Genomic DNA, 16,155 nt, shown 5'->3' on the forward strand with positions numbered 1-16,155 from the left:
ATGGGTGGTTTGTTCGCAAGGCTGGTAGAGACCAGCGACCCTGTCCTCATGCGTCAGGCGTTGGCCTGGCTGTATGGTTTCGTCCGCCCCCATCGACGCGCCATCGGTGTGCTGCTGGGCTTGTCCTTGGGCGCGTCACTGCTGGCCCTGGCGCAACCCTGGCTGGTCAAGACACTGATCGACGAAGGCCTGTTGGCCAAGGACTATCAGACCCTCTGGCACATGGCGGCGATCATGATCGCCGCGGGCCTGCTGGGCACCGTGCTGGCCGGGGTCAACCGCTACCTGCATACGCGATTGTCCGGGCGCATTCTGTTCGCGCTGCGTGATGACCTTTACCGCCACCTGCAACAGTTGTCGCCCACCTTTTACGGGCGGCGGCGCATCGGCGATATCCTTTCGCGGCTGGATGGCGACGTCGCCGAAATCCAGCGCTTTGCTGTGGACTCGCTGTTTTCAGCGGTGTCTGCCGTGATCGGGCTGATGGGGGCGGTGGCCTTGATGCTGATGTTGTCTTGGCAGCTGTCGCTGTTGCTGGCGCTGCTGATCCCGATCGAGGTGCTGTGGTTGCGCTGGATGCGGCGCAAGGTCGAGCGCGAGGTGCGCAGCTTGCGTGAGCGCTCGGCCGATGTCTCGTCGTTTCTGGTCGAGACACTGCCGGCCATGAAGTTCATTCAGGCGGCTGGCCAACAGGGGCGCGAAGCCGGGCGCTTGGACCAGTTGGGCCAGGGCTACATGAGCCAGTTGCTCAAGGTGCAGGTGACCGAGTTCTTTACCCAGGCGATACCCGGCACGCTGACCTCCTGGTGCCGCGCCTGCGCCTTTTTGGTAGGCGGCTGGTGGGTGATCCAAGGTACCTGGCAACTGGGCGCGCTGATCGCGTTTTCCACCTACATGGGCATGGCAGTCGGGCCGGTGCAAAGCCTGTTGGGCTTGTATGTGGCAGTGCAGCGCATGGCCGTGAGCCTGGGCCGGGTGATGGAGCTTAAGCAAGAAGCCGTTGCCGTGCGCCAGGCGGACACGCCGCAGCCGATACCAGACGGGCCAGGTGAATTGCGCCTGGAGGCCTTGCACTTCGCCCATGACGGGCGCCAAGGCGCGGTGTTGAACGACGTGAATATCTGCGTGCCGGGTGGTCTGAAGGTCGCCATCAGCGGCGCTTCTGGGGTCGGCAAGTCGACCTTGATCGATCTGTTGCAACGGTTCTACGACCCGGACGCCGGGCGCATCCTGCTGGATGGCACCGACCTGCGCGAACTCGACCTGGCGGCGCTGCGCCGGCGCATTGCCGTGGTCAGCCAGGACATCGTGCTGTTCCGTGGCACCCTGGCGCAGAACCTTGCCTACGGGGTGCCCGAAGCCAGCCGTGCCGAGCTTGAGCGGGTGGTGCGCCTGGCGCGCCTGGACAGCCTGGTCGAAAGCCTGCCGTTGGGGCTGGACGGGCTGTTGGGCGAGCGTGGCCAGCAGCTGTCTGGCGGTCAGAAGCAACGTATCGCCATTGCCCGCGCGGTGTTGCAGGCCCCTGCGATCTTGGTGCTGGACGAGGCCACGTCGGCGGTAGACGAAGCGACCGAGCGCGAAGTGATCGCGGCCATCGACCAGCTGTTTGCCGGGCGCACGCGCATTCTGATCAGCCACCGAGCCTCGACCCTCGCCGATGCTGACTTGCATTTGCACCTGCATGATGGGCAGCTGAAGGTGTTGCCCCAGGAGGCCATCAAGCATGGGCAATGAGTTGCGTGTCGGGGTCATCGACAGCGGTTGCTCGTCTGCCCAAGCACTGGATTTGCTGGGCGCACGACGCTTCTGGCTTGAGGAAGGCCAGCTGCGAGAAGGCGAAGCGTTGCCCGACCAACTAGGCCACGGCAGTGCCGTAGTCGCTGGCCTGCTGCGTGAATCTGGCCCGGTGCCGCTGTTGCTGGCCCAGGTGTTTTCTGCGCAGGCGAGCACCAGTGCGTTGCAGGTGGCCGCCGCATTGTTATGGCTGGTGGAAGAGGGGGCGACGCTGATCAACCTCAGCCTCGGCCTGCTGCAGGACCGGCCCGTGCTGCACCAGGCCTGCGCCGAGGCCCAGGCGGCTGGCGTGCTGCTGTGCGCCTCCAGCCCGGCGCAGGGTGGGGCGGTGTACCCGGCCAGTTACCCGGGCGTGATTCGCATGACCGGCGATGCCCGTTGCGCACCGGGGCAGTGGTCCTGGCTGGGCACTGCACAGGCGGACTTCGGTGGCCATGTCGGCGCCGGTGGCCGGGCAGGGGCAAGCCTGGGTTGCGCTGCGCTGAGCGGGCGCGTTGCAGCGTTACTGCGTGAGCGGCCCGGCATGGGGCGGCAGCAGGTGTTCGACTGGCTGCGCGCCTATGCCGCATTCAGCGGCCCTGAGCGGCGAGGTGCCGAGGATGAGTGAGCCGCACATCGTGGTGCTGGGTGCCGGGCCTGCGGGGGCTGCCACGGCAATTGGGTTGCGCCGCCTGGGCTACTCAGTCACGGTGGTGTCCGACTGGCGCCGCTTTGCTGCCGTGGAAGGCGTTTCGCAGCGGGTGCTGGAAGGTCTTCGCCACGCGGGCCTAGGTGGGGCCCTGAGCGAGGCGGCGATGCCAGCGACACGTCAGGTGCGCTGGAATGGCGAGCACCTGCAGATGAACCAGGAGTTTCTGCTCGACCGGCAACGCTTCGACCGTGCCTTGCGTGATGACCTTGCACGGGCGGGAGTGACGCTGGTTGAAGGGCGCATCCGTGAGGTGGCGCGTGCCGAGGGTCATCAGGTGCGCCTGGACGACGGGCAGATGCTGCAGGCTGAATTTCTGGTTGAGGCCCGTGGGCGCCAGGCACCGTTGGCAGCTGACCGCCTGCGCGGACCTGAGACGATCAGTTTGCTCAATGTCTGGCATGACGCCCCAGGCGCACCGGCTTCGGCGGTGGAAAGCCTGGATGACGGCTGGTCCTGGATGGCCAGGTTGGCCGATGGGCGCTGTTATTGGCAGATTACCCTCGATGCCCAAGGGGTGCCGACCAAGGCCGCCCTGCCTGAATACTGCGCCACACGGCGCCGTAACTCGGCGTTAGTGGCCGAACTGTTCGGGGCGCAGGCGATGGAACCTGCACAGGTACATGCCCGTAGCAGTACCGCGATACTGGCCGGCGAATGCGTGGGGGATGACTGGATACGGGTGGGGGATGCTGCGATGGCGGTTGACCCACTCTCGGGGAACGGGATTTTCCAGTCGCTTTCGTCGGCGCTGCAGGCGCCTGTGGTGATCAATACCCTGTTGCGACGGCCCGAGCGGGCAGCGCTGGCGCGCCAATTTCATCAACAGCGGGTTGAGCAGTTGTTCATGCGCTTTGCCCGTATCGGGCGGGATTTTTATGGTCAGGAGCAGGCACGCGCCGGGCTGCCGTTCTGGGCGCGTCGGCGGAGTTGGCCCGATGCCCAGCCGTTGCATTTGGCGGCCGATTGGCAGTCAGTGCAGGTAGCGCGCAGGCCGGTGTTGCGTGAGGGTTTTGTGGATGAGGCCGAAGTGGTAGTGACGGCGGATCAGCCGTTGGGGGTTTGGCATTTGCAGGGGGTGGAGCTGGCGCCGGTGGTGCGCGCGGTGCTGGCTGGGCAGGCGTTGGATGAGGTCATGAGCAGCCACTCCGAGGCGCAACAGATGATGCTGCGGCGGTGGCTGGCGGAGCAGGGCAGGCCCTGAGACCCAGGGGCCGCACAGCGGCCCCAAGATCCTCAGTCAGAAGAACGTGCCAACCACCAACTGCATATAGGTCCCGGTATTGCGGCTACCCATCTGCGTACCGCCATTCGCCGCACTGCGCTCCGGCTTGTAGAACCCCACCAGCGGGCTGATCAGCAGGTGGTCGTTGACCATCCATTCCACATACAGGTCTAGCTCGCGCCCACCCAGGTTGCCCTGGTCGGTGTCGAGCGTATCAAAATCAAAATACAGCGCCCCTAGCGTCAGGTTGTCACGCGGCTTGCCTTTGAGCGCTACGTGGTGCACCTGGCTGTTCTTGTTGAAGGGCCCGGCATAGTTGGCGGCCACCTCGCCCTGAAACCAGGTGCCGTAACCGCGGCTCAGGCCATAGAACAGCGGGTCGAAATCTTCCGAAAAACGGCTGTAGCGGTAGGTGGCGGTGGGCGTCCAGGGCAGTTCGGAAAACGTCCAGTTGCCCTCCAGGTACCAAGCGTTCTCGCGCCCGCCTGTGCGGTCTTGGGTGACGTATTCGCCTGCCAGCTCCAGGTCCTTGACCCCCAGGTTACCGCGCCCGCGCAAGCTGACTGTGTCCATGCCGTCGCGGTGTTCCAGGCCCATGATCTGCGCGTAGCGCTGGTCGACGTCGAGGCCGCGGATCCAACTGAGCCCGACTGTGCCAGCGTCGGCGACATGCTCGATGTTGGTCACCGCCATCGACGTGTCGGCCTGGTAATGGTTGTCGGATTTGAGCCACATCAGGTCGCCACGCCAGCCTTGCTTGCCGCCCAGGCGCAGCACGGCGGTGCGGTCGAAGGCTTTGCGTGCGGCCAGGTAATAGGCGCCGCCGCGGTCGAAGTTGGCGCCCAGGTCGACCTTACCCAGGTTGACCGGGTCGCCCTGGATCAGGAAACCATCGCCCAGGGTCACCACCTGACGGCCACCGGAGAGGTCGATGCCATCTTCGCCCAGGGCCGGGAACAGGTTGGCTGAGCGCCAGCCCAGGTATAGGTCTTCGAGGGCAGTGCGGCGTTCGTCGCCGAGCGTCAGGCCTGCAGCGTCGCCATCACCCCAGGTGGCAGAGCTGAGCAGGTTGACGGCGCCATATAGTGCGCCGCTGTCGGCCAGGGCCTGGCCGCCGCTTAGGCCGTATTTGACGTAGCCCTCGCGCCAGTTGCTGCTGCCGGGTTGGCGGTTGCCGGCCTGGTTGTAGCTTTCGTCGCTGTGGAAGACGCCGAACAGGGCTTCGAGGTCGGCGTTGAGGGTGGTGCCGTTTTGGTTGTAGAGCTCGTGGGCTTGGGTGAGGATTGGGGTGAACAAAAGTGCCAGCGTGCAGGCGAGCGTGTGCTTCATGGTGTGCTCCATGTTTTTGTTGTTGTGTTGTGTTGCCTATGCCGGCCTTTTCGCAGCACAAGGCTGCTCCTACAGGGACCGCGTGCTTTTGTAGGCGCAGCTTGTGCTGCGAAGAGGCCGGTAAAGGAAAAGATCAGAGCTTGATCAGCACCGACTTGAGCTCGGTGTAATGTTCGATGGCCGCCGCGCCCATTTCGCGGCCGACGCCCGACATCTTGTAACCACCAAACGGCAGCGCCGGGTCGAGTGCGCTGTGGCAGTTGACCCACACCGAGCCCGACTTGATCCGCGGGATCATCCGGTGCACCGCCCCCAGGTCGTTCGACCAGATACTCGCCCCCAGCCCGTAGGGGTTGTCGTTGGCCATGCCGATCACTTCGTCGAGGTCATCGAACGGCATCGCCACCAGCACTGGCCCGAAGATTTCTTCCTGCACCAGGCGATGACGCTGGTCGACATCGACGATCACCGTTGGCTTGACGAAGTAACCCGGCCCGAAACCTTCGCCGCCGCAGGCAATGGTCGCGCCCAGCTCGCGACCGAGTTCGATGTAGCCGGTGACCCGGTCCTGCTGCTTGGCCGAGATCAACGGGCCCATCTGTACCGAAGGGTCCAGCCCGCTGCCCAGCTTCATGCCATTGGCGATACCGGCGATGTCGGCGATCACGTTGTCGAAGTGCTTGCGGTGCACATACAGCCGGGAGCCTGCGCAGCACACTTGGCCCTGGTTGAAGAAGATAGCCGTGGCAGCGCCGGCAGCGGCTTCCTGCAGGTTGGCGTCGGGCATGACGATGGTCGGCGACTTGCCGCCCAGTTCCAGGGTGACGCGGGTCATGTTGTCCATGGCCGCTTTGCCGATCAGCTTGCCGACCTCGGTGGAGCCGGTGAAGGTCAGTTTATCGACGCCGGGGTGGCGGCTCAGGGCTGCGCCGGCATTCAGGCCGGTGCCGGTGATCACGTTGAACACGCCTGCCGGGTAGCCAGCTTCCTCGACCAGCTCGGCCAGTTTCAGTGCGGTCAGAGGGGTTTCATCGGCCGGTTTGAGCACCACGGTGCAGCCCGTGGCCAAGGCTGGGCCCAGCTTCCAGCAGGCCAACAGCAGCGGGAAGTTCCAGGCGACGATGGCACCCACCACGCCCACCGCCTCGCGGCGGACAAAGCCGTGGAACTGCTCGTTGGGCATCAAAGGCATCGAGGCTTCGACGGTGCTACCCTCGATCTTGGTGGCCCAGCCGGCCATGTAGCGCAGGAAGTCGATGGCCAGTTGCACGTCCATGACCTTGGCCACTGCGGCGCTCTTGCCGTTGTTCAGGCACTCAAGCTCCGCCAATTGTTGCGCGTCACGCTCCATCAGGTCGGCCAGGCGCCACAGCATGTTCTGCCGCTCACGGGGGCGCAGGCGGCTCCAGGGCGAGTCGTCGAAGGCCTGGCGCGCGGCCCGCACGGCGCGGTCGACATCGTCGGCGTCGGCGGCGGGTACTTCGCCCAGCACCTCGCCGGTGGCCGGGTTGCGGAACGACAGGGTGCGACCGCTGGCGGCGTCCTGCCAGTCGGCGCCGATGCGCATTTTCAGTTTGCGTTCGAGGAAGGCGCGGGTGGCGGGCAGGATGGGCAGTTCGGAAAGCATGGGGCGGTGCCTCTTGTCATTGGGTGTGCCGGGCACAGGCGCAATGGGCGTGCCAACCTGAGCAGATGGCGTTAAAGCGCTGTAGTTATTGGGTTTTGCCTGGGTGCAAGGTTGTGATTGCGGGCGTGCGCTGTTGCACATTGAGACGGTGTGAGACGGTTGTGGAACAGTGGCTATACCGGCCTCTTCGCGGGGCAAGCCCGCTCCCACAGGGATAGAGCCGAATTCAGGTGCTGCGCCGTTTCGGTGAGATCAAGCCCGCTCCCACAGGGATAGAGCCGAACTCAGCCGCTGCGCCGTTTCGGTGGGAGCGGGCTTGCCCCGCGAATGGCCTGCAGAGCAGGCCCTGTCTCAGGATGAAACACCCTGTCGCGAAATGGCACGCTTCGGCTCTACCCCGGCGTGCCTGCGCAACCACGCGAAACTTACTAAGAGGCTGATATACAACAACTTTCCAGCATGTGGCACAGTTTCTGTATCACAACTGTCACATGCACACCTGCTGTACCAAAGCGTGCGAGAACGATAAGAACAACAACCGTGGAGGTCTGACCTTGAAGACGACTCGACTCCGCCGGCATGCGGGCAAACTGGCGCTGGTCGCCGCCGCGCTGCTGAGCACCCAGGCCATGGCGGCCGAGCAGGGCCCTAACCTGTTGCAAACCAAGTGCATGGGGTGCCATATCCCCGAAGGCAACGACACCTACAGCCGTATCAGCCATCAGCGCAAAACGCCGGAAGGCTGGCTGATGAGCATCGCCCGCATGCAGGTCATGCACGGCCTGCAGATCAGCGACGATGACCGGCGTACCCTGGTCAAGTACCTGGCCGACAAGCAGGGGCTGGCGCCCAGCGAGACCGATGGCGTGCGCTACGCCATGGAGCGGCGGCTTAACACCGTCGAACACTTCGACCAACAGCTCAGCGAAACCTGTGGCCGTTGCCACTCCGGTGCCCGCGTTGCCCTGCAGCGTCGCCCGGCCCAGGAATGGGAACACCTGGTCAACTTCCACCTCGGCCAATGGCCGTCTCTCGAATACCAGGCCCAGGCGCGTGACCGCGACTGGCTCGAAATCGCCCTCAAGCAAATGGTGCCGGACCTGGCCAAGCGCTTCCCGCTCGACAGCCCGGCCTGGGCCGAATGGCAACAGGCCCGGCCCAAGGCCGATGCCTTGCCAGGGCAGTGGGCGTTCAGCGGTCACATGCTGGCCAAAGGCGATGTCCGTGGGCTGATGACGGTCAGTGCAGGGGAGGCTGACACCCTCAAGGTCGAGGTCAAAGGCAGCTACGCCGACGGCACGCCGTTCAATGGCAGCGGCTCGGCGATCCTCTACAACGGCTATGAATGGCGCGGCAACGTGAAGGTGGGCGACAGCAACCTACGCCAGGTATTCGCTGCACTGGATGGCGAGATGAAAGGCCGCATGTTCGAGGCAGATCACGACGAGCGCGGCCTGGACTTCAGTGCAGTAAAAGACGGCAAGGCACGCCTGCTGGCAGTGCAGCCAGCATTCATCAAGGTGGGCAGCGAAAGCGAGATCACCCTGGTCGGCAGCGGCCTGACGGGCAAGCCGGAACTGGGCGCAGGCGTTGAAGTGACAGAAGTGCTGGAGTCCACGTCGACCCTGGTGCGGGTCAAGGCGCGCGCGGCGGCAGACGCCAAGCCAGGCCAGCGAGACGTTGCAGTGGGCGCACTCAAGGGCGTCAAGCTGGCGGTTTACGACAAGGTCGACGAGGTCAAGGTGGTGCCAGCGTTCTCCATTGCCCGCATCGGTGAAAACGGCGCGTCCGTGCCGAAGGTGCAGGGGCGCTTCGAAGCCGAAGCCTGGGGCAAGGACGCCAGCGGCCAGCCGCTGCGCATCGGTTACCTGCCCGCCCAATGGAAGGTCGAGCCGTTCAACGAGCGTGCCGTCGAGGACGAGGACGTCAAGTTCGCCGGGCAGATGCAGGCCGACGGCGTCTTCGTACCCGGCGGTGCGGGGCCTAACCCGGCACGCAAGATGATGACCAACAACGCTGGCAACCTGAAAGTCATCGCCACCCTGGCTGACGGCGGCCAGACCGGCGAGGGCCACATGATCGTCACCGTCCAACGCTGGAACAACCCGCCCTTGCCATAAGGCAGGTGTGAACGCGTTTTCCAACGGATCGATTATCGGAGGTCGCCATGGGCGCACTATTGAACCTGGTCGAACGCAACCTGCACGAAGTGCAGGTGGATGCCGACCGCATGCTGTTCCACATCCCTAGCAGTTCGCTGTTCGCCACCGACGCGGTGACCGGCGGCATCATCGACACCCTGCGCCAGCAAGGCTGCTCCGCCGAGGAGCTGATGCAGCGCCTCGGTCAGCAGTTTGCCGGCGCCGACATCCAGGACACCCTGCGCGAGCTGATCGCCCTGGAAGTGGTCAGCGACGGCTCACCACTGACGCCGGAAATCGCCCTCAAGCAGGTCGAACGCACGGCCTTGAACACGGTGGTGCTCAACGTCAACACCGGCTGCAACCTCAGCTGCACCTATTGCTACAAGGAAGACCTGGACAAACCCTCTGCCGGCAAGAAGATGAGCACCGCCACCGCCGAGGCCTCAGTGGAGATGCTGCTCAAGGAGTCCCCAGACGAGCAACGCTACAGCGTGGTGTTCTTCGGTGGCGAGCCGTTGTCCAACCGGCCTTTGATCGAGCACATGGTTGCCTACTGCGAGCGGCGTTTCGCCGAGGCCGGCAAGCAGGTGGAGTTCATCATGACCACCAACGCCACCTTGCTCACCGAAGAGATCATCGACTGGCTCAACGCCCACCGTTTCGGGCTGTCGGTCAGCATCGACGGGCCGAAGACTGTGCACGACCGCAACCGCATCACCGTGGGCGGGCAGGGCACCTATGATGTGGTGCGGCGCAAGGCCGAGACGCTGTTGTCACGCTACACCAGCCGCCCGGTGGGGGCGCGGGTCACCCTGACCCGTGGCATCACCGATGTCGAGACCATCTGGAATCACCTGTTCAACGAGATGGGCTTTGCCGAAGTCGGCTTCGCCCCGGTGACCTCGGGCGACCTGTCGGCATTCAACCTCACCAGCGACGAACTGGTGCAGGTGTTCGCCAACATGAAGGCCCTGGGCCGACGCTACCTGGAAGCCGCGCTGGAGCACCGCAACATCGGCTTTTCCAACCTGCACCAACTGATCACCGACATCCACGAGGGCCACAAGAAGGCCCTGCCGTGTGGCGCTGGGCTAAAAATGCTGGCCGTGGACCATGAAGGTGAATTGAACCTGTGCCACCGCTTCACCGGCTCCAGCCTGCCGACGTTCGGCAACGTGCACCAAGGGGTGAAACAGGCCCAGCTCAATGACTTCTTGTCGCAACGCCTGGACCGCAGCAACACCGGCTGCGAGAGCTGCCGTATTCGCAACCTGTGCTCCGGTGGCTGCTACCACGAGAGCTATGCCCGCTACGGCGACCCGCAGCACCCGACCTACCACTACTGCGAGCTGATGCGCGACTGGGTCGACTTCGGCATCGAGGTCTACAGCCGCATCATGGCCGCCAACCCGGCCTTCATCGACCGCTACATCACCCCGCGGAAGGCGCACTGACATGAAGCACTTGAAGCCCCTGAACAACAAGGCGCGCATCCTCGAGCAGGCCGCTGCCGAAGACCGTGTCGAAGAAGTCATGGCGATGAGCGCGGTGGCAGGCTGTACCGCCACCACCGACCCGGGTTGGGAAGTGGACGCCTTTGGTGGCGTGAGCTCGCTGTGCCAGCCCATGGAAGCCGACCTTTACGGCTGTTCCGACCCTTGCTGGTGGCCAGCGCAGGTGCCGGACATGATGAGCACCTACCAGGACTGGAACGCCCAGGCGACCAACTCCCAGGACGACTGGCGCAACCTCGGCACCGTGTTCCCGAAAGACAAGTGACCGGCCCAACAAGAATGACAAGGGGAAACCGCATGAAACCTGGACTTTGCGCGCAGCTCGCGCTCACCGTCGCCGCCACGGCCAGCGCCTGGGCGGTACAGGCTGACGACACCGGGCCGGCCTTGAAGGCTGGCCATGAATACCTGATCGTGACCAACTACCCGAACAACCTGCATGTGGTGGATGTGGCCAGCGATGCGCTGTACAAGAGCTGCCGCATGCCCGATGCGTTCGGCCCCGGCACCGCGATGATGGCGCCGGACAACCGTACCGCCTACATCCTCAACAACCACTACGCCGACATCTACGGCATCGACCTGGACACCTGCAAGACCACCTTCCACGCCAACTTGTCCAGCGTGCCTGGGGAAGTCGGCAAGTCGATGTATTCGTTTGCCATCAGCCCTGATGGCAAAGAGGTGTATGCCACCGTCAACCCGACCCAGCGCCTGAACGATCACTATGTGGTCAAGCCGCCGCGCCTGGAGGTGTTCCGCACGGCCGATGGCCTTGATGCGAAACCTGCGCGTACCTTCCCGATGCCGCGCCAGGTGTACCTGATGCGCGCCGCTGACGATGGCAGCTTGTTCGTGGCGGGCCCGGACATCTACAAGATGGACGTGCAAACCGGCAAGTACGAGGTGGCATTGCCGCTGCGTACCTGGAACCGGCCCGGCTACAGCGCCCCGGATGTGTTGTATTTCTGGCCGCATCAGAGCCCTCGGCACGAGTTCTTGATGCTCTATACGATTGCCAAGTTCAAGGACGAAAAGCAGGACCCGAATACCGCCGAACTGCTCTACGGTTACCTGAGTGTCGACCTGAAAACCGGCAAGACCCACACCCAGGAATTCGCCGACCTGACCGAGCTGTACTTCACCGGGTTGCGCTCGCCGAAGGACCCGAACCAGATCTACGGCGTGCTCAACCGCCTGGCGCGGTATGACATCAAGGAACGCAAGCTGATCAAGGCGGCTAACCTTGAACACACCTACTACTGCGTGACCTTCGACAAGAAGGGCGACAAGCTGTACCTGGGCGGCACCTTCAATGACCTGGCCGTGTTCGACCCCGAAACGCTGCAGAAGGTGAAGAACATCAAGCTGCCGGGTGGGGACATGTCGACCACTACGCCGCAGGTGTTCATCCGCTAGATACAAGGTGGACTTACCGGCCTCTTCGCAGCACAAAGCTGCTCCTACAGGCCACCGCGTTCCATTGTAGGAGCAGCCTTGTGCTGCGAAGAGGCCGGTTCAAACAACACAAGAACAACAAGAGAACGCCCATGCCCCAGCCAAGCTATTCCCAGGGCAACCAGGACAAACCCCTGCTTACCCACTGCATCGGCGACGCCTTCGACACCACCGTGGCCCGCTTTCCCGACCGCGAAGCCCTGGTGGTCCGCCACCAGGCCTTGCGCTACACCTGGCGGCAACTGGCCGAGGCGGTCGACCAGCACGCGCGCGCCCTCATGGCATTGGGCGTGCAAGCCGGCGACCGTCTGGGCATCTGGGCCCCCAACTGTGCCGAGTGGTGCATCACCCAGTTCGCCAGCGCCAAAGTCGGTGCGATCTTGGTCAACATCAATCCAGCCTACCGCGCAAGCGAGCTGGACTACGCCCTGGGCCAGGCGGGTTGCCGCTGGGTGATCTGCGCCGATGCCTTCAAGACCTCCGACTACCATGCCATGCTGCTGGGCCTGATCCCGGGCCTTGCCGAGGGCCACCCGGGCGCGCTGGCCTGTGAGCGGTTCCCCGAATTGCGCGGGGTTGTGAGCCTGGCCGCCTCACCGCCGCCGGGCTTTCTCGCCTGGCATGCCCTGCAGGCCCGCGCCGACGCCATCAGCGCCGAAGCCTTGGCCACCCGCCAGGCGCAACTGCACTGTGACGACCCGATCAACATCCAGTACACCTCCGGCACCACCGGCTTCCCCAAGGGTGCCACGCTGAGCCACAGCAACATCCTCAACAACGGCTACATGGTGGGCGAAAGCCTGGGCCTGACCGAGCACGATCGGCTGGTGGTGCCGGTGCCGCTGTACCACTGTTTCGGCATGGTCATGGCCAACCTGGGTTGCATGACCCATGGCAGCACCTTGATTTACCCCAACGACGCCTTCGACCCACTCGCCACGTTGCGCGCAGTGGCCGAGGAAAAGGCCACCGCGCTGTACGGCGTGCCCACCATGTTCATCGCCGAACTGGACCACCCGCAACGCAGCGACTTCGACCTGTCGAGCCTGCGCACCGGCATCATGGCCGGCGCGACCTGCCCGATCGAAGTGATGCGACGGGTCATCGACGAGATGCATATGGCTGAGGTGCAGATCGCGTATGGCATGACTGAAACCAGCCCAGTGTCCTTGCAAACCGGGGCCAATGACGACCTGGAGCGCCGCGTGACCAGCGTCGGCCGCACCCAGCCACGGTTGGAGAACAAAGTCATCGATGCCGATGGCCGCACAGTGCCGCGTGGTGAAATCGGCGAACTGTGCACCCGCGGCTACAGCGTAATGCTGGGGTACTGGAACAACCCCAAGGCCACGGCCGAGAGCATCGATGCCGAGGGCTGGATGCACACCGGTGACCTGGCGCTAATGGACGAGCAGGGTTATGTGCGCATCGTCGGGCGCAGCAAGGACATGATCATTCGGGGCGGCGAGAACATCTACCCGCGTGAGCTGGAAGAGTTCTTCTTCACCCATCCAGCGGTGGCCGATGTGCAGGTGATTGGCGTGCCCTGCAGCAAGTATGGCGAGGAGATCGTTGCTTGGGTGCGCTTGCACCCGGGGCATGCAGCCACTGAAGACGAGCTGCGTGACTGGGCGCGGGCGCGGATTGCGCACTTCAAGGTGCCGCGCTATTTCCGCTTCGTCGATGAGTTCCCGATGACGGTGACCGGCAAGGTGCAGAAGTTTCGCATGCGCGAGATCAGCATCGAGGAACTGTCGGCCGGGTAATGGCATGGGCACCGGCGAGGCCGGTGCCCAGCACTGCTACAACGCCTTGGCCAGGAAGCTGGCGGTACGGCTTTCAACGCACCCGGCGACGGCCTGCGGTGTGCCACTGGCCACGACCTTGCCCCCCGCATCCCCAGCCCCTGGCCCGATATCAATCACCCAGTCGCTTTGCGCTACCACGCGCATGTCATGCTCGACCACCACTACGCTGTGCCCGGCATCGACCAGGCGGTTGAGTTGCACCAGCAGCCGGTCGATATCCTGGGGATGCAGCCCGTTGGTGGGTTCATCCAGTACATACAACGTCGCCCCGCGCGCCGTGCGCTGCAACTCGGTGGCCAGCTTGATGCGTTGCGCTTCACCGCCAGACAGCTCCGTAGCCGGTTGGCCCAGGCGCAGGTAACCCAGGCCGATATCCTGCAGCACTTGCAGGCTGCGCCGTACTGACGGCTGTTCGGCGAACACCGCCAGGGCGTGTTCGACCGTCAGTTGCAGCACCTGGGCGATGTTCATCCCTTGCCAGGTCACCGCCAGTGTCTCGGGGTTGTAGCGGGCACCGTGGCAGGTTGGGCAGGGCGCGTAGACACTGGGCATGAACAACAGCTCGACGCTGACAAACCCTTCGCCCTCACAGGTTGCACAACGGCCCTTGGCGACGTTGAAGGAGAAACGCCCGGCATCGAAGCCTTGCGCCTTGGCGTGGTCGGTGGCAGCAAACAGTTTGCGCACGGCGTCGAACAGGCCGGTGTAGGTGGCCAGGTTGGAGCGGGGGGTACGGCCGATGGGTTTCTGATCGACCTGCACCAGGCGCTTGATGCTGCCCAGCCCTGCCTTTACCCGGCCGCTGCTGGTTTGTTCGGGGTCGTCCTCCAGGCTCTGTTCTTCGCGCTCGGCAGGCTGTTCGGCATGGCCCAGGTGCGCGCCGACCAGCTCCAGCAGCGCCTGGCTGACCAGGCTGGATTTGCCCGAACCGGAAATACCCGTCACGGCGGTGAAGCACCCCAATGGGAACTGAGCGCTGAGGTTGTCGAGGTTGTTACGGGAGATGCCTTCCAGTGCTAGCCAGTCCTGTGCCTGGCGCGGTGTGCGAACGGCCTGGGCGTGCTTGCTGAACAGGTAGGCGCGGGTGCACGATTGCTCGACCTGGGCGAGCCCCTCGGGCGGGCCGCTGTAAAGGATGGTGCCGCCGTGTTCACCGGCGGCAGGGCCAACATCCACCAGCCAGTCGGCGCGGCGCATGGTGTCGAGGTCGTGCTCCACCACATAGACCGAGTTGCCGGCCTGTTTCAGGCGCTGCAAGGCTTCGAACAAGGCCTCGCTGTCGGCAGGATGCAAGCCGGCCGAAGGCTCGTCGAGCACATAGATCACGCCGAACAGTTGTGAGTTGAGCTGGGTGGCCAGGCGCAGCCGCTGCAGCTCACCTGAGGACAGGCTCGGGGTACTGCGCTCCAAGGCCAGGTAGCCCAGCCCGAGGTCGAGCAGGGTGTCGATGCGCGCCAGCAACTCATGGGCGATACGCTGGGCGGCCAGGCGTTTTTCCAGGGTCAGGTCGTCCTGTTGCTGTTCCAGGTAGGCCGGCGCCGCCACCGTGCGGAACACCTCGGCCAGCGCTTGCAACGAGAGGTGCGACAGCTCGGCGATGTCCAGGCCTGCGAAGGTCACGCTCAGCGCTTCACGCTTGAGGCGTTTGCCCGCGCACAGCGGGCAGGGGCTTGGGCGCATGAACTGCGACACGCGCTTGCGCATCTGCGCGCTTTGCGAGTGCATGAAGGTGTGCAGTACGTAGCGCCGGGCGCCGCTGAACGTGCCCTGGTAGCTGGGCTCCTGCTTGCGCTTGAGGGCGGCGCGGGTTTGCGCCGGGGTCAGGCCGGCGTACACCGGGGCGGTGGGGGTTTCTTCGGTGAACAGGATCCAGTCGCGCTGCGCTTGTGGCAAGTCGCGCCAGGGAATATCAACGTCATAGCCCAGGGTTACCAGGATGTCGCGCAGGTTCTGGCCCTGCCAGGCCATGGGCCAGGCCGCCACCGCGCGCTCGCGGATGGTCAGTGAAGGGTCCGGGACCAGGGTTGCCTCGGTCACTTCATAGACGCGGCCCAGGCCGTGGCATTCGGGGCAGGCGCCCTGGGGGGTGTTGGGCGAGAAGTCTTCGGCATACAGCATCGCGTGCCCGGCCGGGTAATGGCCTGCGCGCGAGTAAAGCATGCGGATCGAGCTGGACAGTGTGGTGACGCTGCCCACTGAGGACCGTGCACTGGGCGTGCCGCGTTGCTGTTGCAGCGCCACCGCTGGCGGCAGGCCTTCGATGGCGTCCACATCGGGCACGCCAACCTGGTCGATTAGGCGCCGGGCATAGGGCGCGACGGATTCGAAGTAGCGGCGCTGGGCTTCGGCATACAGGGTGGAGAAGGCCAGCGAAGACTTGCCCGAGCCCGATACGCCGGTGAACACCACCAGCGCGTCGCGGGGGATATCGACATCGATGTTCTTGAGGTTGTGCTCGCGGGCGCCACGGACGCGGACGAAACCGTTTGGGGTGGCTTGGCTTGGGGGCATGACGCAGTCCTAGGCTGTGGCTGCACGGTGCGCCAAAGGTACCAGTAACAGCAAAGA

Annotated in this window: 11 protein-coding genes; 8 read left to right on the forward strand and 3 right to left on the reverse strand. The window is 64.4% G+C overall.

Annotated elements, in window-relative coordinates; all coding sequences use genetic code 11:
- From MFF34_RS11295 to MFF34_RS11305, 3 genes are read left to right on the forward strand one after another with little or no spacing between them, the layout of a single operon-like run.
- A complete protein-coding gene (locus MFF34_RS11295; RefSeq protein ID WP_099429185.1) occupies window positions 1-1,734 on the forward strand; it encodes an ABC transporter ATP-binding protein in 1,734 nt (577 codons plus the stop codon).
- Window positions 1,724-2,401, forward strand: coding sequence for a peptidase S8 and S53 subtilisin kexin sedolisin (locus tag MFF34_RS11300; protein ID WP_238213595.1), 678 nt, complete (start codon window positions 1,724-1,726; stop codon window positions 2,399-2,401). The genes MFF34_RS11295 and MFF34_RS11300 overlap by 11 nt, the downstream gene beginning before the upstream one ends.
- Window positions 2,394-3,686: an NAD(P)/FAD-dependent oxidoreductase gene (locus MFF34_RS11305; protein WP_238213597.1), complete on the forward strand. Its 1,293-nt coding sequence runs from the start codon at window positions 2,394-2,396 to the stop codon at window positions 3,684-3,686. Before MFF34_RS11300 ends, MFF34_RS11305 begins: the two co-directional genes overlap by 8 nt.
- Window positions 3,687-3,722: 36 nt before the next feature.
- On the opposite strand, the gene MFF34_RS11310 is transcribed toward MFF34_RS11305, so the two are convergent.
- Together MFF34_RS11310 and MFF34_RS11315 are read right to left on the reverse strand one after the other, a co-directional pair.
- Window positions 3,723-5,036, reverse strand: coding sequence for an alginate export family protein (locus MFF34_RS11310; RefSeq protein ID WP_238213605.1), 1,314 nt, complete (start codon window positions 5,034-5,036; stop codon window positions 3,723-3,725).
- A gap of 133 nt (window positions 5,037-5,169) precedes the next feature.
- Window positions 5,170-6,663 carry an aldehyde dehydrogenase gene (locus MFF34_RS11315; protein ID WP_238213607.1) on the reverse strand — a complete coding sequence of 498 codons (1,494 nt, stop codon included), beginning with the start codon at window positions 6,661-6,663 and terminating at the stop codon, window positions 5,170-5,172.
- Window positions 6,664-7,217: 554 nt separating this feature from the next.
- Between MFF34_RS11315 and peaA the strand changes: the two genes are divergently transcribed.
- From peaA to MFF34_RS11340, 5 genes are all read left to right on the forward strand, one after another.
- A complete protein-coding gene (peaA, locus tag MFF34_RS11320) occupies window positions 7,218-8,783 on the forward strand; it encodes a quinohemoprotein amine dehydrogenase subunit alpha (protein WP_238213609.1) in 1,566 nt (521 codons plus the stop codon).
- Window positions 8,784-8,830: 47 nt separating this feature from the next.
- Window positions 8,831-10,261: a quinohemoprotein amine dehydrogenase maturation protein gene (peaB, locus tag MFF34_RS11325; RefSeq protein WP_238213619.1), complete on the forward strand. Its 1,431-nt coding sequence runs from the start codon at window positions 8,831-8,833 to the stop codon at window positions 10,259-10,261.
- Window position 10,262: 1 nt separating this feature from the next.
- A complete protein-coding gene (gene qhpC, locus MFF34_RS11330; RefSeq protein ID WP_008091708.1) occupies window positions 10,263-10,586 on the forward strand; it encodes a quinohemoprotein amine dehydrogenase subunit gamma in 324 nt (107 codons plus the stop codon).
- A gap of 32 nt (window positions 10,587-10,618) precedes the next feature.
- A complete protein-coding gene (peaD, locus tag MFF34_RS11335; RefSeq protein ID WP_238213621.1) occupies window positions 10,619-11,740 on the forward strand; it encodes a quinohemoprotein amine dehydrogenase subunit beta in 1,122 nt (373 codons plus the stop codon).
- Between the two features lie 131 nt (window positions 11,741-11,871).
- Window positions 11,872-13,545, forward strand: coding sequence for a fatty acid CoA ligase family protein (locus MFF34_RS11340; RefSeq protein ID WP_238213629.1), 1,674 nt, complete (start codon window positions 11,872-11,874; stop codon window positions 13,543-13,545).
- Window positions 13,546-13,581: 36 nt separating this feature from the next.
- On the opposite strand, the gene uvrA is transcribed toward MFF34_RS11340, so the two are convergent.
- Window positions 13,582-16,098 (reverse strand): excinuclease ABC subunit UvrA, encoded by a 2,517-nt coding sequence (uvrA, locus tag MFF34_RS11345; protein WP_238213631.1) that lies wholly within the window; start codon window positions 16,096-16,098, stop codon window positions 13,582-13,584.
- Between the last annotated feature and the right edge of the window lie 57 nt (window positions 16,099-16,155).

The sequence above is a fragment of the Pseudomonas sp. PAGU 2196 genome, assembly GCF_022179005.1.
In the GTDB taxonomy this organism is placed as follows: domain Bacteria; phylum Pseudomonadota; class Gammaproteobacteria; order Pseudomonadales; family Pseudomonadaceae; genus Aquipseudomonas; species Aquipseudomonas kermanshahensis.

Bases quoted from the DNA above. Each gene is read 5' to 3' on its own strand.
- uvrA (WP_238213631.1), bottom strand. From the start codon at position 16,098: ATGCCCCCAAGCCAAGCCACCCCAAACGGTTTCGTCCGCGTCCGTGGC.
- MFF34_RS11315 (WP_238213607.1), bottom strand. From the start codon at position 6,663: ATGCTTTCCGAACTGCCCATCCTGCCCGCCACCCGCGCCTTCCTCGAA.
- qhpC (WP_008091708.1), top strand. From the start codon at position 10,263: ATGAAGCACTTGAAGCCCCTGAACAACAAGGCGCGCATCCTCGAGCAG.
- peaB (WP_238213619.1), top strand. From the start codon at position 8,831: ATGGGCGCACTATTGAACCTGGTCGAACGCAACCTGCACGAAGTGCAG.
- MFF34_RS11295 (WP_099429185.1), top strand. From the start codon at position 1: ATGGGTGGTTTGTTCGCAAGGCTGGTAGAGACCAGCGACCCTGTCCTC.
- peaD (WP_238213621.1), top strand. From the start codon at position 10,619: ATGAAACCTGGACTTTGCGCGCAGCTCGCGCTCACCGTCGCCGCCACG.
- MFF34_RS11310 (WP_238213605.1), bottom strand. From the start codon at position 5,036: ATGAAGCACACGCTCGCCTGCACGCTGGCACTTTTGTTCACCCCAATC.
- MFF34_RS11305 (WP_238213597.1), top strand. From the start codon at position 2,394: ATGAGTGAGCCGCACATCGTGGTGCTGGGTGCCGGGCCTGCGGGGGCT.
- MFF34_RS11300 (WP_238213595.1), top strand. From the start codon at position 1,724: ATGGGCAATGAGTTGCGTGTCGGGGTCATCGACAGCGGTTGCTCGTCT.
- MFF34_RS11340 (WP_238213629.1), top strand. From the start codon at position 11,872: ATGCCCCAGCCAAGCTATTCCCAGGGCAACCAGGACAAACCCCTGCTT.